This window comes from Nocardioides sp. JCM 18998 (assembly GCF_055391535.1).
In genome coordinates, this window is sequence record NZ_AP043886.1 from 3,711,748 (window position 1) to 3,734,078 (window position 22,331).

A 22,331-nucleotide genomic window follows, 5' to 3' on the forward strand; every position below is an offset into this window, starting at 1 on the left:
TACGTTGGTCGGACCAATGTTGGCGTGACCAATCTATCTGAGTGTTGGTGCGACCCACAAGCGGCTAGGGTGACGCCCATGCGCTCAGTCCCCCGTGACGACCCGTCCCCGTCCCGCGTCGCCCAGCGTGCGACCTGGATGGTGAACCGGCTGCACGCGCGCTCGTTCGGCATGCTCAACGCCGGGTTCGAGGCACACGACGGCGGCCTGCGCGGCTATCACTACCGGCTGCTCGCCGCCCTCGACGAGGGGGGACCGACCAGCCAGGCCGACCTGGGCCGCAGGACCGGGATCGACCGCAGCGACGTCACCAATGCGCTGAACGAGCTCGAGTCGCGCGGCCTGGTCGAGCGCACCGTCGATCCGGCGCACAAGCGGCGCAACATCGTGACGATGACGAGCGACGGACGCGCGACGCTCGCCGACCTCGACCGGGTCGTCGACGAGGTCCAGCACGACTTCCTGGCGCCCCTCACCGCCGCCGAGCAGGAGCAGCTGATGGCGCTGATGGCCCGCCTGCTCGCGTGAGTGCCTTCCGCCGTTCCGCGGCGGGAGCGGCGGAAGGCACCACGGGTCGTACGAAAGGCTCGCTCAGAGGCCGCCGAGCCCGGTGCTCGTCAGCAGATGACGCAGCGAGCCGAGCCGGTCACCGCGGCTCGACCCGACGGACGGAGCCAGACCGGAGGCCGTCGTGGCCGGTGTCGCGGCGGGCGGCGGGACGGGCGGGCACTGGACGTCGGAGCGGTTGTTGCCCGGCTTGCGCGGATCGAGCGTGCCGTGCAGCAGGTAGGCCGCGATCCGGTCATCGGTGCAGGAGACGCCCGACAGGGAACCGGCGTGCGTCGTGCCGCCGACCCCTTCGATCAGCCGTGCGCCGGGGAAGCGCTTGCGGACCTCGATGGCTCCGGGCCACGGGGTGGCCGCATCGTTGGTCTCCTCGATCAGCAGGATCGGCGGCACCTTCTTGCCGTCGACGCTCACCGGCGTGCTCGCCTTCGCCGGCCAGGTGTTGCACGGCGCGTTGAACCAGGTGTTGCCCCAGGTGAGGAACGGGGCGAACGACGCAATCCGATAGGCGTCGCTCTCCTGGGTCCGCCACGAGGGCCACGGTGCGTCCGTGCACGAGACGGCGAGATAGGAGGCGTACTCGTTGTCCGCGCCGGGGCCGGTCGGGTCGTCGTACCACGCCTTCGCGGGACCGAGGTCGCCGTGCGCGGCCGAGACGAGGATGTGCGCCAGGTCGTCCCAGTCGTAGACGTAGTAGGCGGCGTCCTGGAACGTGTCGGCCCAGTCGGCTGCCCCGAAGTTGGGGTCGCGATCCTCGCCCAGGCGGTCGAGCACCCGGTAGTACAGCGCCCGTACGGCGCGGCCGCTGGTGCCCAGCCCGTACGACGCGTTGTTGTCGGCGACCCAGTCGAAGTAGGTGTCGATGTTGCGGTCGAACTGCACGTTCTGGGCGAGGTTGGCCTTGTACCAGACGTCGCGCGGGTCGACGACGCCGTCGAAGACGAACCGACGGACTCGGTCGGGGTGCAGGGTCGCGTAGACCTGACCCAGGTAGGTGCCGTAGGAGAAGCCGTAGTAGTTGATCTTCTGCACGCCGAGGGCCTTGCGGATGCTCTCCATGTCGGCCACCCAGTCGGTGGTGTGGTCGTGCTGCAGCAGTGCCGCCGCGTCGGACTGCTTGCAGTCGTGGGAGTAGGCCGCCGTCTTGGCGAGCCAGTACCACTTGGTCCCGAACTCGGGCTCGTAGGCGGGCCGGCCGGGTGCGTTGTAGTCGCCGTCGCAGGTCAGCGACGGCACGCTGTCCCCGACGCCGCGCGGGTCGAAGCCGATCCAGTCGTACGGATCGCCGCCGCCGTCAGGAACAGCCGGGCCGAGTCGGGAGTACTCCAACCCCGATCCCCCGGGACCACCCGGGTTGACCAGCATCACGCCCTGGGCGTCCGCGTCGCTCGTCTTGTGCAGGACGCGCGAGACGGCGAGCTGGATCTTGGTGCCGTTCGGACGCGCGTAGTCGAGCGGGACGGTGACCATGCCGCACGATGCGCCCGCCTTCTGCAGGCTCGCGCTCGTGCATGGACCCCACTGGATCGGCGGCGGGGCGTAGCCGTGGGAGTGGGCGACCCTCGCGGCGTGCTGGTGGCTGCTGGGATGAGCGGGCGCGGCTTGCGCACCGGTTGTCGTGAAGCCGGCCCCGACCAAGGTCGCGACCGCGATGAGTCCTACGGATCTCCGCATCGAATACTCCCGAGTGGTGAAGTGGCCGATCGGCCTCTCCACACTCAACGCCTGAGTGGAAGCTGGCAGAATCCCCCGAATCGGGTACCCGCTCCGTCGACGCCCTCTACTCGTAGATCACCTGGCTGGACTTCAGCGTCTCGATCACCAGCGACGTCTCCATGCTCTGCACCTGGCCGGCCCAGGCGGAGGTCGTCATCAGATGCTGCAGCGCATCCAGGGTGGGGACGGCGACCTCGACGAGCAGCTGGAACTCCCCCAGCAGACCGCAGACGTAGCGCACGTACGGGGAACGGGCGAGCGCCTCACCCACCTCGGCCGTCCGCGCGGGCGGCGTGCGCAACCAGAGCAGGGCGTGGACCGGTAGCCCGAGGACCGCGGGGTCGACGACCGCTCGGATGTAGATGCGGCCGGAGGCGCGCAGCGCCTCCACCCGGCGACGGGTGGTGGTCTCCGAGACGCGGCTGGCGCGGGCGAGCTCGTCGAAGGTGAGCCGGCCGTCCTCGGCGAGTGCGCGCAGCAGCGCCTGGTCGGAGGCGTTGAGCGGTGCCTGCTCCTTGCCGACCGGGGTGGCCGGGAGACTGTGTGGGCGCAACGCGGTGACCTCGTCGGGAGACAGCAGATCGGGCTGCCAGTCGTGCACGGTCTTGTAGTAGTGCACGATCGGCGAGGCCGTGCACCACGTGACGCCCGGCGTGCCCGGCAGCTCGTCGACGACGAGGGTGTGCAGCCGCGTGGGCGGGCAGTGGATCTCGGCGACCGCGCCGGCGCCCCCGGTGAGCAGGTAGACGAACGTCGAGTCGGTCCGCGACGCCCAGGCCTGGGTGCCGACGCGGAGCATGCCCGGCGCGCTCTGCGCGCGGGCGATCACGCCGCTGCCCCGGACGAACGTCCCCACCACCCGCACGATCCGCTCCTCGATCAGGCGGTTCCCGCGCCGGGTGACGGTGCGCTCCGGCTCGCCGAGCGCCTCGGCGATGAGACGCCACGAGGCGCGCCCGTCGACCTGCAACGCGCCCACGATGCGCCGGTCGAGTCCGTCGAGCGGCGCCTGCGTGCGGCCGGAGTGAGCGAGCGTCGTCATGGGTGCGAGCGTACGTGATCTGCGCCACGTCGGTGGCGATATCCGCCACTTGTGTCGTGCTTCTTGTCGGGATCCGGCGTAGCGCCACAGGATGCCTCATCGATCCACCCTGGTCCGTTCCCTCCCGAGGAGACCCGATGAGCCCGTCCCGTCGTCACGGCGCACCGCGCGTGGCACTCCTGCTGATCCTGCCCGTCGTGGCGCTGCTGGGCAGCGTCTACCTACCGTTCGTGAACAGCCCCGGCCTGGTGCTGGGCCTGCCGCGACTCTTCCTGTGGACCTCGGCCTGGGTCATCGCGATCACGCCGCTGCTCCTGCTCGTCGAGCGCAGCGAGACCGACGCCGAGGACGACGCGGTGACGACGGAGGCGGTCCGATGATCCTCGCCGTCACCCTCTTCGGCTGCCTGCTCATCGCGCTGTGCGGCCTGATCGCCCGACGTCGTCCATCCGCCACGCTGGCCGAGTGGACCGTCGGCGGGCGCAGCTTCGGCGCCTACACCATGTGGTTCCTCCAGGCCGGCGAGGTCTTCACGACCTTCACCTTCCTCGCGGTGGCCGCCTACGCGTTCGGCGGCGGCGTCGCGGCCACGTACGCGATCCCGTACCTGCCCATCGCGTTCATCAGCAACTACTTCCTGGTGCCCCGCGCATGGGCACTCGGCAAGAGGCACGGCTACCTCACCCAGTCCGACTTCTTCGCCCACCGCTACCGCTCGAAGAGCTTCGGACGGTTCACCGCGATCGTGGCGGTCATCTTCCTGCTGCCCTACCTGCAGGTGCAGATCGCCGGACTCGGTTTCATCGTCGAGCTGGTCACCGGCAGCCACAGCGGCAGCGTGTGGAGCATGATCCTGGCCGGCGTCCTCATCGTGACCTTCGTGGTCTGGTCGGGCATTCGCGGCATCGCCAACACGGCCTACTTCAAGGACGTGCTGATGGTGGTGGCCATGATCGTGCTGGTCGTCTCCGTGCCGGCGCACTACGCGGGCGGGATCGGCCCGATGTTCCACCAGATCTCACAGTCGCACCCCGAGCTGCTCTCGGTGCCCGACAAGGGCGTGTTCACCCAGCTGTGGTGGGTCGCCGGCGTGCTCAGCAGCGCGATCGCGGTCGGCGGCCTGACCTCCGCCCACCAGTGGCCGGCCTACCTCGCCGCGGGCAGTCGCCGGTCCGCACGGCGCAACTACATCTGGATGCCGATCTACCAGGTCGTCATCATCCTGCCGGTCATCATCGGCTTCACCGGCGTCACCGCCGGCATCGACCCGGGACAGGGCGGCGGTAACAAGGTCCTGCTGATGCTGGCCGACGGCTCCCTGCCGGACTGGCTCACCGGCGTCATCGCGGTGGCGGCCGCGGCCTCCGCCATGGTCCCGGCCGGCGTGCTCTGCATGGCCATGTCCAGCCTGCTCGCCAACAACATCGTCGAGATCCGCAGCGAGCGCACCCGGCTCGCGGTCAACCACGCCGTCGTCGTCCTGGCCACCGCGGCGGCGCTCTACCTCGCGATCGAGAAGCCGACCCTGCTGGGCAACATGCTGCTGCTCACCTTCGCCGGCCTGACCCAGCTGGCCCCGGCCGTGCTGGCCGCCATCGGACGACGACGGCTGCTGTCGCTGGCCTCGGTGTGGACCGGCCTGCTGGTCGGGATCGTGGCCCTGGTGGTCCTCACCCAGCAGCAGCCCGACGTGCTCGGCACAGTGGGCGGGACCACCGCCGTCTCCATCTACGGATTGATCGCGCTGCTGCTCAACGTCGCTGTCACGCTCACCCTCGAGCTCGCCCTGCGCGCCGCCGGCCGTGTCGTCGCCGATACCGACGAGGACGGCATCGCGCGCGAGGTCGGCGTCGCCAGCACGCGCCCGGCCGTCGCCGAGGGGGTGGCGCGATGACCTCGCCCGCCGACCTGACCGCGACCGAGCAGGCCACCCTCCTGCGTACCGGAGGCCTGTCCGCCCGCGAGCTGCTGGCGGCCTGCCTGGAGCGCATCGCCGCGACCAACCCCGAGGTCAACGCGATCGTGACCCTCGACGTCGAGGGTGCCGAGAAGGCCGCCGCCGCGGCCGACGAGGCCCAGGCCACCGGTGCGTCCCTCGGTGCGCTGCACGGGCTGACCCTCGGGGTGAAGGACCTGCACGCCACCGCCGGGCTGCGTACGACCCACGGCTCGCCCGCCCACGCCGACGACGTCCCGGACGCCGACGAGCTGATCGTCGAGCGGATGCGCGCCGCCGGCGCGGTGATCGTCGGCAAGACCAATGTGCCCGAGTTCGGGGCCGGTTCGCACACCTTCAACCCGGTCTTCGGGCTCACCCGCAACCCGTACGACACCACCCGCTCGGCCGGCGGCTCCAGCGGCGGCTCCGCCGCGGCGCTCGCCGCCGGCATGGTGTCCCTGGCCGACGGGAGCGACATGGGCGGCTCGCTGCGCAACCCGGCGTCGTTCTGCAACGTCGTCGGGCACCGCCCCTCGCCCGGGCGGGTGCCGACCTGGCCCAACCGGGACCCGTGGGGCACCCTCGGCGTCCAGGGCCCGATGGGACGTACGGTCGCCGACACCGCCCTGCTGCTCTCCGCCCAGGCGGGTCCCGACCGGCGGTTGCCGATGTGTCTGCCCGATGCCGGTGGCGCCTTCGTCGTCCACCTGCGGCAACGCCTCGACGGACGCCGCATCGCCGTCTCCCCCGACCTCGGCGGAGCCGTCGCCGTCGACCCCGAGGTCGCGGCGATGGTGGAGGCGCAGGCCGAGACGCTGCGCAGCCTCGGCGCCCGGGTCGAGCACACCTCGCTCGACTTCACCGGTGCCGAGGAGGTCTTCCGCACCCTACGGGCGCTGAACTTCCTCACCGGCCTGGGCGAGCTCGTCGAGCGCTCGCCCGAGCTGGTCAAGCAGACCATCCACGGCAACGTCGCGGCGGGACGCGCCCTCACCGGTGAGGACGTCGCCCGGGCTTCGCGCCTGCGCGCCGCGCTCTTCGTGCGTGCCCAGGCGTTCTTCGAGGAGTACGACGCCCTGGTCCTCCCGGCCAGCCAGGCACTGCCGTTCGACGCGGCGCTGGAGTATCCCGCCTCCGTCGCCGGGGTGTCGATGCCCGACTACCTCGGCTGGATGCAGGCAGCCTGCATGGTCACCGCGACCGAGTGCCCCGCGACCGCGGTACCGGTCGGCTTCTCCACCGACGGCCTGCCGATCGGGGTGCAGGTCGTCACCGGGCACCACGACGACCTGGGCGCGCTCCAGATCGCCCATGCGCTGGAGCAGGTCACCCGTGCCTTCGAGCGCCGACCCTCCGTCGTCACCACCATCGAGCAGGGAGCAGCATGAGCACCGCAGCACCGATCCAGGGGCCCCTGTCCGGGCTCGTCGTCGTCGACCTCTCCCGCGCCCTCGCCGGGCCGCACGCCACCATGATGCTCGGCGACCTCGGCGCGCGGGTCATCAAGATCGAGGCGCCCGCCCGTGGCGACGACACCCGCGGCTGGGGACCGCCGTTCGTGGACCCGGTCGAGGGGGCGCGCGAGTCGACGTACTTCCTCTCGGCCAACCGGAACAAGGAGTCCGTCGCCCTCGACCTGAAGGACGACACCGACCGCGCGGTCCTGCTCGCGGCGATCGAGCGCGCCGACGTGCTCGTCGAGAACTTCCGCACCGGCGTGCTCGAGCGCCTCGGCCTCGGCATCGAGCGGCTCCAGGAGCTCAACCCCCGCCTGGTCGTGCTGTCCATCACCGGGTTCGGTCACGACGGCCCCGAGGGCGGCCGCTCGGGCTACGACCAGATCGCGCAGGGCGAGGCCGGACTGATGAGCATCACCGGCTCCGGCCCCGAGGACCCGCAACGGGTCGGCACGCCGATCGCGGACATCCTGGCCGGGATGTACGGCGCGTACGGCGTACTCGCGGCGCTGCACGAGCGCGAGCGCACAGGCCGTGGGACGGTCGTACGGACCTCGTTGCTCAGCGCTGTCGTCGGCGTGCACGGCTTCCAGGGCACCCGCTGGACGATCGCCGGCGAGGTCGGCCGGGCACAGGGCAACCACCACCCCTCGATCTCGCCGTACGGCCTGTTCCGCTGCGCCGACGGCGCCGTCCAGATCGCCGTCGGCAGCGAGGGTCTGTGGCGGCGGTTCTGCGCCGCCTTCGACGTCGATCCCGCGACCGAGGGCATGGCCACCAACCCCGAGCGGGCCGCACGCCGCGACGAGGTCCGTGCCCTGGTCGAGGACCGCTTCTCCACCTGGAAGGCCGAGGAGCTGCTCGCCCGCCTCGACGAGGCCGGCGTCCCCGCCGGGAAGGTGCGCACCCTCGACGAGGTCTACGCCTGGGAGCAGACCGCCAGCCAGGGGCTGCTCGTCGACGTCGAGCACGTCAGCCTCGGCACGCTGACGCTGCCCGGACCGCCACTGCGGTTCTTCGCCGCGGACGGCAGCGAGCGGACGCCGCGCGGCCACCGTGCGCCACCCACCTTGGACCAGCACGCCGCCGACGTCCGCTCCTGGCTGGAGCAGCCGTGACGACGAGTGCCCACGACGTGATCGAGGCGGTGCTCGACCCCGGCTCCTTCCAGAGCTGGGACGAGCCGCCGCAGCACGGGGGCGCCGATGCCGCGTACGCGCAGGCCCTGACCCGGGCGGCCGAGCGCTCCGGCGCCGACGAGGCGGTCATCACCGGCCGCGGCCGGGTGGGTGGGCGCGACGTGGTGGTGCTGGTCAGCGAGTTCGGCTTCCTCGGCGGCTCGATCGGCGAAGCGACGGCGGCCCGGATCGTCACCGCCGTACGACGCGCGAGCGCCGAGCGGCTGCCGATCCTGGCCGCGCCCGCGTCCGGGGGCACGCGCATGCAGGAGGGCACCGCCGCGTTCGTGAGGATGGCCGAGATCGCCCGGGTGCTGATGGCGCACCGGGCCGAGGGACTGCCCTACCTGGCGTACCTGCGTCATCCCACCACCGGCGGCGTCTTCGCCTCGTGGGGCTCGCTGGCCCAGCTGACCATCGCCGAGCCTGGAGCGCTGATCGGCTTCCTCGGGCCGAAGGTCTACCGGGCGCTCGCCGGTGGGGACTTCCCCGCGGGCGTGCAGAGCGCCGAGAACCTCGCCGAGCGCGGGGTCATCGACGCCGTCGTGCCGCTCGCGGCGCTGCGCGACCTCGTGGACCGCACCCTCACCGTGCTGCTGGACCCGCCGGTGGCACCGCGACTCGACGTGCGTCCCGACAGCGCTGTCACATCGGATCTGGACGCCTGGGAGGCCGTCACCCGTACGCGCGGGGCAGGCCGGGTGGGCGTGCGCGACCTCCTGCGCCGGGCCGCGACCCACACGGTGCGCCTGCACGGCACCGTCGAGGGCGAGCGGCACAGCGCCGTGCTGGTCGCGCTGACCCGGCTCGACGGGGTCCCGTGCATCCTGGTCGGGCAGGACCGCGACCGCCAGGGACCGGGTGCCGAGCTCGGCCCCGCCGCGCTGCGTCAGGCGCGCCGCGGCATGCGGCTGGCCGAGGAGCTCGGCCTGCCGCTGGTGACCGTCGTCGACACCGCAGGCGCCGAGCTCTCCGCCGACGCCGAGGAGGGCGCCCTGGCAGGCGAGATCGCGCGCTGCATCGCCACCCTGACGAGCCTGACCGTCCCGTCCGTGTCGGTCCTGCTCGGTCAGGGCTGCGGTGGCGGGGCGCTCGCGCTCTTCCCGGCCCGACGCCGGCTCGCCGCGATCGACGCCTGGCTCTCGCCGCTTCCGCCGGAGGGCGCCAGCGTGATCCTGCACGGCGACACCGACCACGCCGCCACGATGGCACGACAGCAGCGGATCGGCGCGCCGGCCCTGTACGCGGACGGGCTGGTGGATCGGATCGTCACCGAGGTCGGCGATGACACCGGGGAGACGTTGGCCGATGTCGTCGTGAGCGCCGTCGTCGAGGAGCTGGCCGCCGCCCGAGGTCGGGTCCACGAGCCCCTCGGACGGTGACGCACACGAGCGCCCCGCGACACGAGGTCGCCGGGGCGCTCGGCGTGTGGTGCCACGTGCGTAACGGGCAATCCCGCAGTTCCCACGGCGCCTTGCGGGCAAACCTGCGCGCGCCGCCTCGGTCCTCGGGGACCGAATCGGTAACGTCCGCGGGTGCCCAGTCCACGCCGCTCCCGTGCTCGCCCACGTCGCGCCTCAGCACGCGGGAGCGCGGCGCGCCGGCCGCTGCCGGTGGCCGGACCCGGCGAGCGGCTGTGGGTGCTCGACGTGCCGTACGGCACCCAGGTCGACGGCGCCACCTGGCACCCGGCCGTCAAGACCCACCTGTACGTCGGCCGGGCGCTTCCGTCGCACCTGGCGCCGTACTCCCCCGGTCCGTACACGCTCGGGCGGTTCATCGAGAACACCCTCAATCCCGCCAGCCCCATGCCCACCCCTGCGCCGAGTGACACGCTCGAGCCCCGCCGGATCCAGTTCGAGGCGGCCGACGCGATCGCCGCGCGCGCCGAGGCGGGGGGACGGCAGTTCCTGCTCGCCGACGAGCCCGGTGTCGGCAAGACGATCTCGGCCGTCCTCGGGGCGACGGCCGTGGGCGACCTCCGTGGCGCCCGGCGCGTCCTGGTGGTCGCCGACCGGCCCGCAGCGATCACCATCGGCCACTGGTGTCGCACCATCTCGGCGCTGGGCGACGGCGGCCTGGAGTGGGTCGTGATCACCTGGGACCGACTCGAGAAGGTCACGGACCACACCTGGGACGTGATCATCGCCGACGAGGCCCACGCCCTGCGTCGTACGACGACGAAGCGCTGGAAGCTCTGGGCGCGGATCTCGGGACACGCGAAGCCGCACGACAAGGCGCCGTTCGTCATCGCAACCACCGCGACCCCGGGCCACACGCCGCTCGAGCTGCCGTACCTCGCTCCTGCCTACGCCCAGGCGCTCGGCGAGCCGATGAAGGACTGGACGTCGGCGACGCAGCCAGGCGCCGCCTTCGCCACCGCCCTCGAGCGCCACGGCGTCGGCGTCGACCCGGGTCGCTACGGCGCCACCTGGACCACCGATCCGGCCCGGCGCGCCGCGGACCTCAAGCTGGTGCGCGGCTGGCTCGACGAGGAGCGACCTCCGGCGATGCTGCACCGCGCCGCGCCGTGGGGTCCGGTGCCGATCTCCGGGATGCCGGTCGCGCTCACTCCGTCCGAGCGGAGCGCGTACGAGGCCGAATGGGGCGAGTTCTGCCGGGAGATGGACATCGCCCGCCGCGGCCGCAACGTCGCCAAGGGCCGGGCGGCACTGCTGCGCTTCCGGCAGAAGGCCGGGCTCATCCGGGTCGACTCGACGGTCGACTGGATCGCCCAGCAGGTGCAGGCCGAGCGCCAGGTCGCGTGCTCGGTCGAGTTCGTCGCGACCGCCGCGGACCCGATCGCCGACCGGCTGCGCGACGCCGGTCTCGAGGTCGCCACGATCTACGGCCGCGACCGGTTCGACGCCGAGGCCGAGCGGCTCCGGTTCCAGACCGGGCAGGCGAAGGTCTGCGTCTTCACCACCGTCGCGTCGATCAGCCTGCACGCCGGCGAGCGCCTCGCCGACGGTCGCCAGGCGAGCACCGAGCCGCGGGTCGGCGTCTTCCACCAGGCCCGCTTCTCCGGCATCGCCGGGCGCCAGGTGACCGGGCGCACCCACCGCGACCACCAGGTCTCGCCGTGGCACATCGCATACGCGGAAGCCACCGTCGAGGAGCAGGTCGGCAAGGTGATGGTCGAGCGGATCGCCGCTGCCTCCGACACGGTCGGGAGCGACACCACCGGGCTCGCCGACCTCGCCCAGCTCCTCGGCGCGGACTGGCTCCCGGCCGCCTCACTGACCGAGGACGGCTCCTGACGGCGGGGCCGACCACCCGCGACGGCCGAGGAAACCAGGTTGACGGCCAGGACTGCCGGACGAGGCGGCCCGAGGTCCCTCTCTCAGTGCCGGGCGCGGCCGACCGGTGACTCGAGGTCCTCCAGGCCGGCGGCCGCGAGCATGCCCTCCTCGACCTCGAACGCCTCGAGGTCCGGCGACGCCGGTGCCGAGGGCTGCCGGCCGGGCAGCAGCCACGCCACCAGGGCGGTCGCGACGCCCAGGGCGGCGGCGACCAGCGCGGTGTCCCGGTAGGAGCCGAGGGTCGGGACGCCGTCCGTGCCGAAGGCACGCAGGAGCGTCACCGCCAGGCCGCTGCCGATGGCGAAGCCGACATAGCGCGAGACCTGGTAGAAGCCCATCGCGCTGCTGGTCTCCTCGCTGGGGACCGCGCCGACGATGAGACCGGGCATCGCCGCGAAGGTGTAGCCCAGGCCGATGCCGAGCAACCCGGCGCTGACGAAGATCTGCCACAGGTGGGAGTGGCCGAAGGCGAAGAACACCGAGGCCGCCGCCACCATCAGCGAGCCGAACGGGATGACCAGCCGCAGCCCCACCCGAGCGGTCACCCACGGCAGGGTCCGGCTGACCGACGCGCTGAGCACCGACAGCGGCAGGAGCGTCAGGCCGGCGACGAAGATCGACTCGTCCAGGCCGAAGCCGGGCAGCTGCACGAACTCGGTGATGCCCACCATCGAGACGTACATGACCACGCCGAGCAGGAGACCGCTGACGTTGGCCGTCAGCACCGGGCGGCGGCGGACGAGACGCAGGTCCACCAGCGGGTGCGTGGCGCGGAGCTCGTAGAGCGCCCACAGACCGAGCAGCACCAGGCCGACGACGAGCATCACGATCACACGGGTCGAGCCCCACCCCCAGTCCGCGGCCTTGTCGAGAGCGACCAGCAGCGAGAGCAGGCCGGCGCCGACGAGCACCGCACCGGGCAGGTCGATCGGGCCACTGCCACCGGTCTGAGCGGGCGCCGGCACGACCAGCCACGCGAGCACGAGCGCCAGCGCGGTGACGGCCGTGCCCACCCAGTAGGCGAGCTCGACACCGCCGTGGTCGGCGAGCAGCCCGGTGATCGGGTAGCCCAGCCCCACCCCGGCAGCGGCCACCACCGAGAGCGCAGCGATCGCGCGGGCCGCTCGCTCGACGGGAAGGTTCTCCCGAGCCGCTGCCATCGCCAGCGGCATGATGGCCAGGCCCAGCCCCTGGAAGGCACGCCCGACGATCAGCGCCGCGAGGGTGGTGGCCACGGCCGCCAGTGCGCCGCCGGCCACGACGAAGGCGAGGCACACGAGCATCACCCGCTTGCGGTGGCGACCGTCGCCGAGTCGGCCGACGACCGGCGAGGAGACCGCCGCGACCAGGACCGTGGCTGTCAACGCCCACTGGGCGTTCCCGACGCTGGTGTGCAGGCGCTCGGCCAGCCGCGGGATCAGCGGCGCTCCGAGGCTGCTGACCACGGAGACCACCCCGCCGACGAAGATCAGGACGGGGACGAGGGCGCGTTCGCGGAAGCCGGTCACATTGCCGGACTATACAGATGATCTGCACAGATGATCTGTACGAGTCGGTGTAGTCTCCGTCCGTGGACGACACGAAGGCATCGGCGACGAGCTCCGCCGTGATCGCCGAGGACCTTCGGGCAGCGGTGGCTCTGCTCGTACGACGGATGCGGGCCAACCCGGCCTGCCCACCCCACCAGTTCGGGGTGCTCCGAGCCATCGATCGCGTCGGTCCGCAGACGGCCAGTCAGCTCGCCGCCCTCGAGCACGTGCGCCCCCAGTCGATGGCCCACACCCTGCAGCAGCTCGACGCGGCCGGCTTCATCACCCGGCACGCCGATCCGACCGACGGCCGGCAGACGCTGAATGCCCTCAGCGACGCCGGTCGCGACGCCCTGGCCGAGCAGCGTCGCGAGATCACCGGATGGCTCTCCGCGGAGATCGACGAGCAGCTCGACGCGGCCGAGCGCGAGACCCTGGCCCGAGCGGTCGGCCTGCTGGGTCGGCTGGTGAAGGCCGACCTGCCCACCTCCGTGTGAGAGTGGAGACGATGCCTGGGCGCAAGCGCTTCACCATCAGCGACGTACCGCGGTCGCAGCAGGACCGCCTGCGGCGGCGACGGCGGTGGTACATCGCCCTGATGGGCACCTGCGTGGTGCTGATCGTGCTGGCCTGGAATGTGGTCCGACTGTGGTCGACGACCGCAGCCGTCCTGATGTCCGTCGTCGCCGCGGTGCTCCCGCCGATCGCCGCCATCGTCGCCAACCGCGGCGAGGACCGCTGACGGCTCGCCTCTCCCCTACGATCCCGGTGTGGAATCCGATCTCCGAACCGCAGCGTCGACGGGGTGGCATCTCGCGACCACCGCGGAGGACGTCATCGACGAACCCGCGCGGGTGCAGTTCGAGGTCTTCCTCGACGAGCACCGGGCCGCTCTTCACGCGTGCCTCGATGGACTGACCGAGGAACAGGCCCGCCGATCGATGGTGCCCTCCAAGACCACGCTGCTCGGCCTGGTGAAGCACGCGACCTTCGTCGAGAAGGTCTGGTTCGACGAAGCGGTCACCTGCCGCAGCCGCGACGAGCTGGGCATCCAGGCCGACCCCGACGAGTCGTTCGACCTGCACGAGGACGACACCATCGGGACGGTCCGACAGGCCCACCTCGAGGCCTGCGAGGCATCACGCCGGGCCGTCGCCGACATGGCCCTGACCGACCTCCTCCACGGGAACCGTCGGGGCCCGCTGCCGCTGCGGTGGGTCTACCTGCACGTGTTGCGCGAGCTCTCCCAGCACTGCGGCCATGCGGACATCCTGCGCGAGCAGATCGTGGCCGACGGATCGCACCCGCATACGTCCCGTTGAAGCCGACGCACACCCGCGCGCTGCCTCCTGCCAGGACATGCAGATGAGACTCCGTCGGAGACGCCGCATGAAGCACCGTCTGGGGCAGCACGTGATGCGCTGGTTCACGCACGAGTGGCACGACAGCGAGCTCAGCGAGACGCAGATCGATGCCGCCATCAAGGACTACGCGACCCACCTCGCAGATCTGACGCCTCACCTTCCCGCCGACGTCCGTACGCTCGCAGCGCTGTACCTGCACGACGCTCAGGTGCAGGAGTGGACGTCTGACGAGACGTCCTTCTCCTGGCGGCTGCTGATCGGCGATCTCCAGCGCGACTACGAGTTCGCGGCGATCACCTATCACGATGCGGAGCTGATCGGGGCGGGCGCCGCTGGGCTGCGAGACGCGAGACTGACCGACGACCCCGTCGAGCTCCTCTCCGACGAGATCGACATCACGGCAGACGGCACCTACGAGCACCGATTCCACCTCTACCCCGGCCATGAGTTCGGCGTCCGGTTCGCCTCGGTGACGGTGCACCTCAGCCCAGCGTCCGGGGGCGACCGGCGGTAACCGGTCAGCGGGATTCACCTACCGTTGCTGCGCCAGCAGATCGGCTGACCTGCACCGCTTCCCGGCGACCGGAACTGTGCCGGACGGTGCTTCTGCGCAGGCGCCCGCCTGACCCGCCTGGCACGATGACCGCCATGACGTTCAGCGGCTATCCAAGTCGACACTTCTCGCTCGCCAACAAGCTCGGCGGCAAACACGAGAACGACCTCCCGCACCTGCTGCGTCGCGTCGCCACGCATATCGAAGACTTGAAGATCGCCCCCATGGACATCCTCGATGTCACGATCCATCACGAGATCACCGAGAACGGTCCCCGGTGGGACGTCACGGTCCACTGGAGTCCTGACGCCCCCGAGGAGTGATCCGCGCGCCCGTGCTGCTCTCGAGCCCGAGCGCCCATAGGTCGGGACGAGGACCCTGCCAGCGGATACGTGACTGCCGAGAGCCATCGCGCGAGACTGGGGCGTCAAGCGCCGCCGGCGGGCTCACTCGTCGCGTCGAGGACGGTCCGGATAGCAGCCTCGTCATCGTCGTCATCGTCCGGCTCGATCAGATCCCGGGGCGTGCGTCCGTTCGCATCGACGGCACGGCGGTCAGCGCCGGCTCGGCACAGACTCTCAACGCCACCCACGTTCCGTCGGGCGACGGCCTCGTGGAGGGGCGTTGTGCCGTCTGCGGCAACAACGTTCGGATCGGCACCGGCATCTAGGAGCAAGTCCACCGCAGTGCGGTTGGCGCCCGCAGCGTAGTGCAGTGCCGTACGGCCCTCGCCGTCCCGTCGATGTACGTCACAGGGCAAGCATCCACCAGCGGCTGTTCAACCTCCGCAAGGCGCCTGTTGGCGCGGCGATGCGCGACACCAACATCCGCATCTCTCGATGTGTCCTGGCATCCACCCCGTCGCGTCTGAGGACACCGGTGACCGAACGACGTCCTTGGCAGTGACACGTCCCGCCGCGCAGATGGAACCGCGGGGCGGCGGACCGCGTCGTCATGAGCAGGGAGTTCCGAATCGGAGGACGCGATGCAGGGTAAGCATCTTGCCGTTGTCGCGATCTGCCTTGTCGCGCTCACCGCTTGTGGATCCTCGGACGGCGCGGCGCCGTCGTCGAGACTCGGCTCCTTCGACAGCACTGATCACGCCCTCGCGCTGCGGATCGCCCGTGAGCAGCAAAGCAAGGTCACGGGCACTTTCGTCGGCGCCACAGTGTTCCCGTCGACTGGCGGACCGTTCGATCCCCAAGGCCAGTGCGATCACGGCAAGAGCTACCTCAACATCCGACTGGTCTGGGACGCAGACGCGAGCTTCATCCACGGCGGCGTGCCTGGTGGCCCACCGGACGGCCCTCGCAAGGCGCTGATCATCACCGTCGAGCGCGGAACCGGCGCGGTGTGCGAGATCGGTGCGACGTACCGCGACGTCGGCGCGAACCCCGGAGAGACGCTCCTGTACGGCACCTGGCCGAACAGAGCAGACGGATGACTGGGGACGTCGCGTGGTCGCGTCACGGGCGGGATAAGTGGCCGCGAACCTGCTGTCAGTGCGCCGCACCGGCAGCAGCCTGACCCAGCTCTAGGCTCGCCTCGTGCCAGCCCTCGAGACAGTCCGCGTCTTCGTCGACGGTGAGTACCGTTTTGGCAACCTCCTTGCGGTGGCCACGGACAGCGCCGAGTTGGGCGACGATGACTGCACCCGCGTCGCGCGCCGGGCCGGCACGAGTGAGACCGTCTTCATCGACGACCCCGACACTGGCCGTGTTCGGATCTTCACGCCGGCCGGCCTCATCCCCTTCGCCGGCTACCCACTGCTCGGTGCGGGATGGTTCCTTCAACAGCGCGGGAACCTAGTGACAAGGCTCTCGACCGAAGCCATCACCGTGACGGCCCACGTGGCAGGCAACCAGTGCAGCATCGACGCGCCCGCAGGACGAGGGGTGCCCTGGAACCTCATCGAACTCACCGATCCCGCCGACGTGCTCGCAGCCGACATCGGTGGCCCGGATCGGCATGACTACGTCTGGGCGTGGGAGGACCAAGGGCGCGGAGGCGTTCGAGCCCGAGCCTTCACCTCCGTCTCGGGCACGCCCGAGGACGAAGCCACGGGCTCTGCGGCCATCGAGCTCTGCCATGCTCTGGGTCGCGCTCTGACCATCACGCAAGGGAAAGGCTCGGTCATCCTGGTCAGCCCACAAGGAAGCGACATCAGGCTGTCAGGGCTCGTCGTCAACAGCGCCTGACTCTCCCGCACGGACCTCGCATGGACGTCGGGATCTATCGAGACCGACCGCGTTCATCGCATCGTCACACGGCGGCGACGAGCAGAGCCGACGTCGCAACCGACAGCAGGGCGAAGACCACGGCGCCCTGGACATGAGGGTCGCCGACGCGGACGTGGGTGAGGATCGCGCCGATGAAGTACAGGACCAGCCCGACGGCAGCCGCGATCGCGAACGGCGCATACCAGAGCCCGGCGACGAGACCCACCGTCGCTGCGAGCTGAAGGATCCCCAGCGCCGTGAGCTGAGGCGGAGTGAGATGGACCGACGCGGCGAACTTCATGATGTGGGGCGCGCGGACGAGCTTGAAGACGCCCGAGAGCAGCATGCCCACGGCGAGGACGAGGGACACGACGGTGGTTGCGAGGTTCATGGCAACGACGCTAGGGATCCGATAGGTACCGATGGGTTCCTATCGGTACCGTGCAGGCATGGTCGACACCGCCGGGAACCTCTTCCTCGCCGACTGCCCGGCCCGCACCGCGCTCGAGGCGATCGCGAACAAGTGGTCGGTGGTCCTGCTGTTCGCCCTCAAGGACGGCCCGATGCGCCACGGCGACCTCGTCGCGCTCTCGGGTGGGATCTCTCGCAAGGTGCTCACCCAGACGCTGCGCCGGCTGCAGGCCCACGGGCTCGTCGAGCGAACCGCGTACGCCGAGGCACCGCCTCGCGTCGAGTACAGCCTGACCGAGCTCGGCCGCACCCTGCAGGAGCCCATCGCGAGCTTGGCGCAGTGGGCCCGAACCCACGGTGAGGCGCTCGCCGACTTCCTCGAATCACAGGCCTGAAGCTCGTTCGACCGTGACGACCGCGTGTCTTCCGCTCCGTGCGCCTCGGTCCGCGTCGGCTCCGATCTGGCTGGCCCCGCGGTCCTAGGACGGCAGCTCGTCGGCCCGTTCCTCGATCAACGCATCGGGGGCGGTCAAGCGCCACGCCTCGAAGGTGAGCTCGGCGAGCTCGTCGCGTTGAACACCTTCGAGGTGGATGACGACCCAGCCGAAGCCCCCGGAGGTGAACTGCACCTCGAAGACGTCCGGACGCTCGGCCACCAGGGAGAGCTGCTCGACGATCGTCTGCTTCAACCCGATCGTTCGCGTTGCGGGCCAGAGGTAGCCGAAGGTGCGGCCCTCGACGTCGTACCGCAGCCACTTGTCCCGGTCAGAGCGGCTGACACCGGGAAGCTGGGAAACCAGGTCGAGGAAGTCCGGGATCTCGCAGGGCACGGGGCCATCCTGCCGCGAACTGCGCACCTGCACGTCGCGTCGCATCGCTGCGAGTCAGTTCACTCCAAGAGGACAGGATCTGCCGATGAGCGATCAGGTTCGAGGCACGTTCTCGCCCGACGCGGCATGGTGCGATGGCAGCCTGGCCTCGAGGAGCGCAACCAGCTCGCTCGCGCCGAGTTCGAGCGGCAGCATTCGAATGCTGAAGTCCCCTCGGGCCCAGGAAAGCAGCCGGCCGCTCGAAGACATCGCTGTCTGCAGTTCGATGACGTCGGTCGCGACAGAGACCCGCCGCTCCGGAGTGCCGCGGTACAGAGGAACGAGTCGCGTCACCTCCACCCACTGCACAGACCTCGCCGGCCACCGTCGACGTTCGATGCCCTCAGGGGTGAGCCACAGCCTCGTTCCAGTGCCGAGACACATGAACATCGACGCCGGACCGATGCCCATGACCAGGCCGAACCCAAGACCGTATCTCCACCCCACACCTGTCTCGGTCAGACCCGTGGCCACCAAGACGACGGCAACGCCGGCGAAGAAAGCCGCACCCAAGAGCAGGTGATCGGCCGGCTCCAACCCGATGTCCTGCCCATCACGGAAGGCACCCATCGGAAGCCCGTCATCGAGACCAGAAGCCTTCAGCCACTCACGATCGTTGACTTCGACTCGGTCACGGCGCCGCAACGCCCACGTAGCCGCGACGATCCCGGCCGCCACCAGCACAGCGCCGATCGCCACACCCACCACGCCGCCCTGGCGATGATGCAGCGCATCGCCGATGGCCGAGACTCCCGAAGCACCACCGAACAGAGCCGCGAACGCTCCGGCCGTCCCGATCAGGCGCAGGCGACGAAGGCGTCGGAACTGGCGTTTGCGCGGCACCCGCGGACTCTACGTCCCATCCCGATCTGGCTCGACACCGTTGGCAACCAGGAGCGCACCGAACTACCGCGACTCGCGTGCTCGCGGGTGCCTCACTCCGCGGTTGAGCTGTCTGTGCCGTCGGATCCGCTTCGTTCGGGTGGCGAAGCACGCTGCCCACGACGAGCCCCGGGGTCCCAGACTGGCTCTGCCGGGGTCAGCGTGTCGCTTCCCGTCGCAACGACCTTTCCTACCCACGTGGTTGGTGGGCAGCCGGGGCCGTTGATCTCCGTCTTGCGCGCTGTCACCTCGGTCTGCCCGTGAAAGAGTCGGCCGCCTGCGAAGTCGGAGATGGTGACCTGGACCGCCTGCGGTTCTCCGTCACTGAGGAGATTCCGGCTGAACGCAACGAATGTGATGCCGGGGTGAAGAGTGCGATAGCGCTGGGTCCGGCACACGGAGCCGAGGCAGGCGCGCAGCGCGAACCGCTCGTGTGGATGCTGCACAGTGACGCTCGCGTAATCGATCATGATGCCTGACGTCGTGTCGACGAGAGTGCATCCCTCAGCGTGAAGCTCGCCGCAGCCACCGAGCAGGACCAGCGTCGAGACACCGGCGAGGCCGCGCAGCCAACCGAGCAAGACCATCGACTCATCGTCTCGCGTGCGTCGCACGAGAACCGCCGAACGGTGCAAGACGGGCGTCGATCGACGCGAGAGCGTGACGCGCCAGCCACCTACCGCCGACGGCGCGCCAGCCGTTCGCGGCGATGTGCCGTCCGGCGACCGACCTCCTGCTGGAGGGCGAGGGTGAGCCAGCCGGCGAGCACCATGCCGGAGATGTTGAGGGCGAGCTGCGCGGCGCTGCCCAGCACCTCGTGGCGAGCGCCGAAGGCGATGCCCAGGGCGACGTTGCCCGCCGCCGGGACCGTGGTGACGGAGATGAAGACCCCCGACAGCCCGCCGACCTTGGCGCTCGTCAGCGACAGGACACCGGCTGCGGCGGCGATCAGGGCGACGATGAAGGACCACTTGTCCGGGCTGTAGATGAAGCTGGTGTCCGGACGCTTCCCGGTCACGTCGGCCGCCGTCACCCAGCCGAGCGCCCGTGCCGCCAGCGCAGCGAGTGTGCCCACCGCGATCGCCACCGCGAACCCGATCACCAGCGTCCGCGCCGCCGCGGTGAAGAGACCACGACGGCGCCGTACGAGCGCCAGTCCGAGCGCGGCGATCGCGACGAACTCCGGACCCAGGACCATCGCACCGATGACCAGGATCTGGGAGTCGACGACGATCGCGATCGAGGCCAGCAGCGTCGCCAGCGTCATGAACGCGACGTACGTCCAGTTCAGCTCGGCCTCCTCGTACGCCCGCTGCGTGACCTCCGCCCACACCACGGCATCGGCGCCCGCTCCCGGTGCCCGACGCTCCGAGTCGAGACCGGCCCGCGAGATCCAGGTCGTGACCGGCTCGGCGTGGATGGACCCGCGCTCGGGGACGCCCAGTGCGGTGAGGCGGTCCAGGATGTCGTTCGTCGCCTCGCGGGCGACATCGGCCAGGACGATATCGCCGGGAGGCGCGAGCGAGACGCCGCGCATCACCGCCAGCTGGCTCACCGCCGGCTCACCGGTGAACACCTCGACGACGCGATCGGTCAGGTCTGCGGGCGAGGTGACGCGCAGGTGCTCCATGGTCGGGCTCCCTCTGGGTCGGCGTGAGGACGACTCAGTCTGATGGACGCGCACCGGGCGAGCCAGGACATCCACAGCACACCGAGCCGACGGCGGGCGTTCACCCGTTCCCCCACCCGGAGCGCCGCAACGTGCGATTCTTCTGCCACCTTCCACCTGGCCGCGCGGACACAGACTCGAGCGGTCCCTGCGCGAAAGCCTGCTGCCACATGCTGTCGTACCGCTCCTCCACGCTGCTCGCCTCCACGGCGCTCGCCCTCGGGGCCGCCCTCGTTCCCGCGAGCGCCTTCGCGGACACCGCACTCGCCCCGACCTTCACCACCGCGGACCTCGTCACCGCGCTGACGGCCGCCGAGCCCCCGACCACGGCCGCCGCCAAGGCCGGGTGGAACGCTCAGGGGAGCTCGGCCGAGGCCGGCGCGGCGCCGGTTGCGATGCAGGCGATCTACGCGGTGGACCTCGGCTCGGCCGGCGTCGGCGGCAGCAGCACGCTGGTCGAGGCCCAGCACTCCGGCACGTACATGACACTCAGCAGCCTCGGTGCGGCTGTGCCGACCAAGCGGGTGCTGCAGGCCATCAACCGGCCGCACGCCAGCTGGATCTTCGTCCCGGACGCGTCCCTGGACATGCGCAACACGGATAGCGAGAGCGCGATCGCTCAGATCGCTCCCGACCTGGCGCTCGCCTCCATCGTCGACCCCGCCCAGTCGACGCTGACCGGCACACCGAGCGAGACGGTGGCTGCCGACGGCGCGACGACCTACGTCTTCGCCCTGACCGATCTGACCTCGAAGGGCCAGAGCGGCACCTACACGCTCACCGTCGACGCGGGCGGAGTCGTGACCGCCATCAAGGTCGTCTCCGGTGGCGAGACCGATGTCGCCGACTTCGCCTACGGAGCGCAGCACGTGTCCGTCCCCGCCGCGGGCAGCACCATCACGCTCCAGCAGTTCACCGAGGGCTCGTTCCTGGCGACGATGCCGACCCAGATCAAGGCGGGGGCGACCGTGCTCGCCCGCGGTCTGACCCAGCACGCCCACCACCACACCGTGGCGGTGTCAGCCGTCCGCTCCGCCGCCGGGCGGTTCGCCAGGATCACGAACCGCCTCATCGGCGCGAAGGTCGTCACCACCGAGCAGGTCCCCGGCGGCGCGCGCATCACCGGCACCAACCCGTTCCTGCACCGCCACGTGGCCTACACCGTCACCACCACGGGCAAGAAGGCGGTCGCCCACCGGGCGTGACCGCGCCCTCAGGCAGCCAGCAGGGTGCCCGTCTGGGTCAGGCGCACCACGCGCAGGACGCCGTCGCTGGGGTTGATCAGCGAGACCGTCGACCCCGTACGGCTGGCGGCGCGGCGGATGTCGAGCATCGCATTGATGCCCGAGCAGTCGATGAAGCTGACCGCGCGCATGTCGACGCCGATCGTCGCGGCGCCCTCACCGAGGCAGTCCAGGACGGCGATCCGCAAGGCCGGCGCGGTGGCCAGGTCCAGCTCGCCGCGGGCGAGCACCACCGCGTCGGGCCCGGCGAGGGTCGTGATGGTGAAGGAGGCGGGTCCGCGCATGTCGTGACCTTGTCGTCGTGGAGAACCAAGAACGGTCGCGCCTCAGCCGGCGAACTCGAGAAACCCTCAGTCGCCTTCGACAGTACGGGCAGCGCGCGCCGGAAGC

At 70.8% G+C, this 22,331-nt stretch carries 26 protein-coding genes; 16 read left to right on the forward strand and 10 right to left on the reverse strand.

Annotation, left to right across the window (positions count from 1 at the left end):
- Window positions 1-78 precede the first annotated feature (78 nt).
- Entirely contained in the window at window positions 79-528 is a 450-nt protein-coding gene (locus tag ACZ5L9_RS17510; protein WP_464530111.1) for a MarR family winged helix-turn-helix transcriptional regulator, read from the forward strand.
- Window positions 529-591: 63 nt separating this feature from the next.
- On the opposite strand, the gene ACZ5L9_RS17515 is transcribed toward ACZ5L9_RS17510, so the two are convergent.
- Complete coding sequence (locus ACZ5L9_RS17515; protein ID WP_464530114.1) at window positions 592-2,241, reverse strand: alpha/beta fold hydrolase; 1,650 nt, start codon at window positions 2,239-2,241, stop codon at window positions 592-594.
- Between the two features lie 106 nt (window positions 2,242-2,347).
- The gene (locus ACZ5L9_RS17520) at window positions 2,348-3,325 is read right to left on the reverse strand and encodes an Lrp/AsnC family transcriptional regulator (RefSeq protein WP_464530116.1); all 978 of its coding nucleotides are present in this window, start codon (window positions 3,323-3,325) and stop codon (window positions 2,348-2,350) included.
- Between the two features lie 137 nt (window positions 3,326-3,462).
- Between ACZ5L9_RS17520 and ACZ5L9_RS17525 the strand changes: the two genes are divergently transcribed.
- The 6 genes from ACZ5L9_RS17525 (at window position 3,463) to ACZ5L9_RS17550 (ending at window position 11,159) form a co-directional block, all read left to right on the forward strand.
- A complete protein-coding gene (locus ACZ5L9_RS17525; protein ID WP_464530118.1) occupies window positions 3,463-3,705 on the forward strand; it encodes a hypothetical protein in 243 nt (80 codons plus the stop codon).
- A complete protein-coding gene (locus tag ACZ5L9_RS17530; protein ID WP_464530121.1) occupies window positions 3,702-5,219 on the forward strand; it encodes a sodium:solute symporter family protein in 1,518 nt (505 codons plus the stop codon). Before ACZ5L9_RS17525 ends, ACZ5L9_RS17530 begins: the two co-directional genes overlap by 4 nt.
- The gene (locus ACZ5L9_RS17535) at window positions 5,216-6,652 is read left to right on the forward strand and encodes an amidase (RefSeq protein WP_464530125.1); all 1,437 of its coding nucleotides are present in this window, start codon (window positions 5,216-5,218) and stop codon (window positions 6,650-6,652) included. The genes ACZ5L9_RS17530 and ACZ5L9_RS17535 overlap by 4 nt, the downstream gene beginning before the upstream one ends.
- Entirely contained in the window at window positions 6,649-7,839 is a 1,191-nt protein-coding gene (locus tag ACZ5L9_RS17540; RefSeq protein WP_464530129.1) for a CaiB/BaiF CoA transferase family protein, read from the forward strand. Before ACZ5L9_RS17535 ends, ACZ5L9_RS17540 begins: the two co-directional genes overlap by 4 nt.
- Window positions 7,836-9,281 carry a carboxyl transferase domain-containing protein gene (locus ACZ5L9_RS17545; protein WP_464530131.1) on the forward strand — a complete coding sequence of 482 codons (1,446 nt, stop codon included), beginning with the start codon at window positions 7,836-7,838 and terminating at the stop codon, window positions 9,279-9,281. Before ACZ5L9_RS17540 ends, ACZ5L9_RS17545 begins: the two co-directional genes overlap by 4 nt.
- Before the next feature lie 153 nt (window positions 9,282-9,434).
- Window positions 9,435-11,159: a DEAD/DEAH box helicase gene (locus ACZ5L9_RS17550; RefSeq protein WP_464530133.1), complete on the forward strand. Its 1,725-nt coding sequence runs from the start codon at window positions 9,435-9,437 to the stop codon at window positions 11,157-11,159.
- An 83-nt stretch (window positions 11,160-11,242) separates the two neighbouring features.
- Here ACZ5L9_RS17550 and ACZ5L9_RS17555 read toward each other — a convergent pair whose 3' ends face one another.
- A complete protein-coding gene (locus tag ACZ5L9_RS17555; protein WP_464530137.1) occupies window positions 11,243-12,709 on the reverse strand; it encodes an MFS transporter in 1,467 nt (488 codons plus the stop codon).
- A 62-nt stretch (window positions 12,710-12,771) separates the two neighbouring features.
- Here ACZ5L9_RS17555 and ACZ5L9_RS17560 point away from each other — a divergent pair, with 62 nt between their 5' ends.
- The 5 genes from ACZ5L9_RS17560 (at window position 12,772) to ACZ5L9_RS17580 (ending at window position 14,970) form a co-directional block, all read left to right on the forward strand.
- Complete coding sequence (locus ACZ5L9_RS17560; RefSeq protein ID WP_464530141.1) at window positions 12,772-13,227, forward strand: MarR family winged helix-turn-helix transcriptional regulator; 456 nt, start codon at window positions 12,772-12,774, stop codon at window positions 13,225-13,227.
- Between the two features lie 11 nt (window positions 13,228-13,238).
- Window positions 13,239-13,472: a DUF3099 domain-containing protein gene (locus tag ACZ5L9_RS17565; protein ID WP_464530144.1), complete on the forward strand. Its 234-nt coding sequence runs from the start codon at window positions 13,239-13,241 to the stop codon at window positions 13,470-13,472.
- 28 nt (window positions 13,473-13,500) lie between these two features.
- Window positions 13,501-14,052: a DinB family protein gene (locus tag ACZ5L9_RS17570; protein WP_464530147.1), complete on the forward strand. Its 552-nt coding sequence runs from the start codon at window positions 13,501-13,503 to the stop codon at window positions 14,050-14,052.
- A 67-nt stretch (window positions 14,053-14,119) separates the two neighbouring features.
- Window positions 14,120-14,608: a hypothetical protein gene (locus tag ACZ5L9_RS17575; protein WP_464530151.1), complete on the forward strand. Its 489-nt coding sequence runs from the start codon at window positions 14,120-14,122 to the stop codon at window positions 14,606-14,608.
- A 134-nt stretch (window positions 14,609-14,742) separates the two neighbouring features.
- Complete coding sequence (locus ACZ5L9_RS17580; protein WP_464530153.1) at window positions 14,743-14,970, forward strand: hypothetical protein; 228 nt, start codon at window positions 14,743-14,745, stop codon at window positions 14,968-14,970.
- Between the two features lie 104 nt (window positions 14,971-15,074).
- On the opposite strand, the gene ACZ5L9_RS17585 is transcribed toward ACZ5L9_RS17580, so the two are convergent.
- Window positions 15,075-15,407, reverse strand: coding sequence for an ankyrin repeat domain-containing protein (locus tag ACZ5L9_RS17585; protein ID WP_464530155.1), 333 nt, complete (start codon window positions 15,405-15,407; stop codon window positions 15,075-15,077).
- Window positions 15,408-15,632: 225 nt separating this feature from the next.
- Between ACZ5L9_RS17585 and ACZ5L9_RS17590 the strand changes: the two genes are divergently transcribed.
- Both ACZ5L9_RS17590 and ACZ5L9_RS17595 read left to right on the forward strand, forming a co-directional pair.
- Window positions 15,633-16,091: a hypothetical protein gene (locus ACZ5L9_RS17590; RefSeq protein ID WP_464530158.1), complete on the forward strand. Its 459-nt coding sequence runs from the start codon at window positions 15,633-15,635 to the stop codon at window positions 16,089-16,091.
- Between the two features lie 103 nt (window positions 16,092-16,194).
- Window positions 16,195-16,845 (forward strand): PhzF family phenazine biosynthesis protein, encoded by a 651-nt coding sequence (locus tag ACZ5L9_RS17595; RefSeq protein ID WP_464530161.1) that lies wholly within the window; start codon window positions 16,195-16,197, stop codon window positions 16,843-16,845.
- A 64-nt stretch (window positions 16,846-16,909) separates the two neighbouring features.
- Here ACZ5L9_RS17595 and ACZ5L9_RS17600 read toward each other — a convergent pair whose 3' ends face one another.
- The gene (locus ACZ5L9_RS17600) at window positions 16,910-17,257 is read right to left on the reverse strand and encodes a DoxX family protein (RefSeq protein WP_464530164.1); all 348 of its coding nucleotides are present in this window, start codon (window positions 17,255-17,257) and stop codon (window positions 16,910-16,912) included.
- Between the two features lie 58 nt (window positions 17,258-17,315).
- Between ACZ5L9_RS17600 and ACZ5L9_RS17605 the strand changes: the two genes are divergently transcribed.
- Window positions 17,316-17,672, forward strand: a complete 357-nt coding sequence (locus ACZ5L9_RS17605; protein ID WP_464530168.1) for a winged helix-turn-helix transcriptional regulator — start codon at window positions 17,316-17,318, stop codon at window positions 17,670-17,672.
- Between the two features lie 84 nt (window positions 17,673-17,756).
- Here ACZ5L9_RS17605 and ACZ5L9_RS17610 read toward each other — a convergent pair whose 3' ends face one another.
- The 4 genes from ACZ5L9_RS17610 to ACZ5L9_RS17625 all read right to left on the reverse strand — a co-directional run bounded on the left by ACZ5L9_RS17610 (window position 17,757) and on the right by ACZ5L9_RS17625 (window position 20,658).
- Window positions 17,757-18,107 carry an MmcQ/YjbR family DNA-binding protein gene (locus ACZ5L9_RS17610; protein WP_464530171.1) on the reverse strand — a complete coding sequence of 117 codons (351 nt, stop codon included), beginning with the start codon at window positions 18,105-18,107 and terminating at the stop codon, window positions 17,757-17,759.
- Window positions 18,108-18,200: 93 nt separating this feature from the next.
- Window positions 18,201-18,989: a hypothetical protein gene (locus ACZ5L9_RS17615; RefSeq protein WP_464530173.1), complete on the reverse strand. Its 789-nt coding sequence runs from the start codon at window positions 18,987-18,989 to the stop codon at window positions 18,201-18,203.
- Window positions 18,990-19,081: 92 nt separating this feature from the next.
- On the reverse strand, window positions 19,082-19,615 hold the full coding sequence (locus ACZ5L9_RS17620; RefSeq protein ID WP_464530177.1) for a hypothetical protein: 534 nt from the start codon (window positions 19,613-19,615) through the stop codon (window positions 19,082-19,084).
- Window positions 19,616-19,704: 89 nt separating this feature from the next.
- Window positions 19,705-20,658, reverse strand: a complete 954-nt coding sequence (locus ACZ5L9_RS17625; protein WP_464530179.1) for a DUF389 domain-containing protein — start codon at window positions 20,656-20,658, stop codon at window positions 19,705-19,707.
- A gap of 209 nt (window positions 20,659-20,867) precedes the next feature.
- Here ACZ5L9_RS17625 and ACZ5L9_RS17630 point away from each other — a divergent pair, with 209 nt between their 5' ends.
- Window positions 20,868-21,902, forward strand: a complete 1,035-nt coding sequence (locus ACZ5L9_RS17630) for a hypothetical protein (protein WP_464530182.1) — start codon at window positions 20,868-20,870, stop codon at window positions 21,900-21,902.
- Window positions 21,903-21,910: 8 nt separating this feature from the next.
- On the opposite strand, the gene ACZ5L9_RS17635 is transcribed toward ACZ5L9_RS17630, so the two are convergent.
- Window positions 21,911-22,225, reverse strand: a complete 315-nt coding sequence (locus ACZ5L9_RS17635; protein WP_464530184.1) for an STAS domain-containing protein — start codon at window positions 22,223-22,225, stop codon at window positions 21,911-21,913.
- Window positions 22,226-22,331 lie beyond the last annotated feature (106 nt).

Bases quoted from the DNA above. Each gene is read 5' to 3' on its own strand.
- ACZ5L9_RS17510 (WP_464530111.1), top strand. From the start codon at position 79: ATGCGCTCAGTCCCCCGTGACGACCCGTCCCCGTCCCGCGTCGCCCAG.
- ACZ5L9_RS17515 (WP_464530114.1), bottom strand. From the start codon at position 2,241: ATGCGGAGATCCGTAGGACTCATCGCGGTCGCGACCTTGGTCGGGGCC.
- ACZ5L9_RS17520 (WP_464530116.1), bottom strand. From the start codon at position 3,325: ATGACGACGCTCGCTCACTCCGGCCGCACGCAGGCGCCGCTCGACGGA.
- ACZ5L9_RS17525 (WP_464530118.1), top strand. From the start codon at position 3,463: ATGAGCCCGTCCCGTCGTCACGGCGCACCGCGCGTGGCACTCCTGCTG.
- ACZ5L9_RS17530 (WP_464530121.1), top strand. From the start codon at position 3,702: ATGATCCTCGCCGTCACCCTCTTCGGCTGCCTGCTCATCGCGCTGTGC.
- ACZ5L9_RS17535 (WP_464530125.1), top strand. From the start codon at position 5,216: ATGACCTCGCCCGCCGACCTGACCGCGACCGAGCAGGCCACCCTCCTG.
- ACZ5L9_RS17540 (WP_464530129.1), top strand. From the start codon at position 6,649: ATGAGCACCGCAGCACCGATCCAGGGGCCCCTGTCCGGGCTCGTCGTC.
- ACZ5L9_RS17565 (WP_464530144.1), top strand. From the start codon at position 13,239: ATGCCTGGGCGCAAGCGCTTCACCATCAGCGACGTACCGCGGTCGCAG.
- ACZ5L9_RS17575 (WP_464530151.1), top strand. From the start codon at position 14,120: ATGAAGCACCGTCTGGGGCAGCACGTGATGCGCTGGTTCACGCACGAG.
- ACZ5L9_RS17580 (WP_464530153.1), top strand. From the start codon at position 14,743: ATGACGTTCAGCGGCTATCCAAGTCGACACTTCTCGCTCGCCAACAAG.
- ACZ5L9_RS17590 (WP_464530158.1), top strand. From the start codon at position 15,633: ATGCAGGGTAAGCATCTTGCCGTTGTCGCGATCTGCCTTGTCGCGCTC.
- ACZ5L9_RS17600 (WP_464530164.1), bottom strand. From the start codon at position 17,257: ATGAACCTCGCAACCACCGTCGTGTCCCTCGTCCTCGCCGTGGGCATG.
- ACZ5L9_RS17605 (WP_464530168.1), top strand. From the start codon at position 17,316: ATGGTCGACACCGCCGGGAACCTCTTCCTCGCCGACTGCCCGGCCCGC.
- ACZ5L9_RS17620 (WP_464530177.1), bottom strand. From the start codon at position 19,615: ATGGTCTTGCTCGGTTGGCTGCGCGGCCTCGCCGGTGTCTCGACGCTG.
- ACZ5L9_RS17625 (WP_464530179.1), bottom strand. From the start codon at position 20,658: ATGGAGCACCTGCGCGTCACCTCGCCCGCAGACCTGACCGATCGCGTC.
- ACZ5L9_RS17630 (WP_464530182.1), top strand. From the start codon at position 20,868: ATGCTGTCGTACCGCTCCTCCACGCTGCTCGCCTCCACGGCGCTCGCC.
- ACZ5L9_RS17635 (WP_464530184.1), bottom strand. From the start codon at position 22,225: ATGCGCGGACCCGCCTCCTTCACCATCACGACCCTCGCCGGGCCCGAC.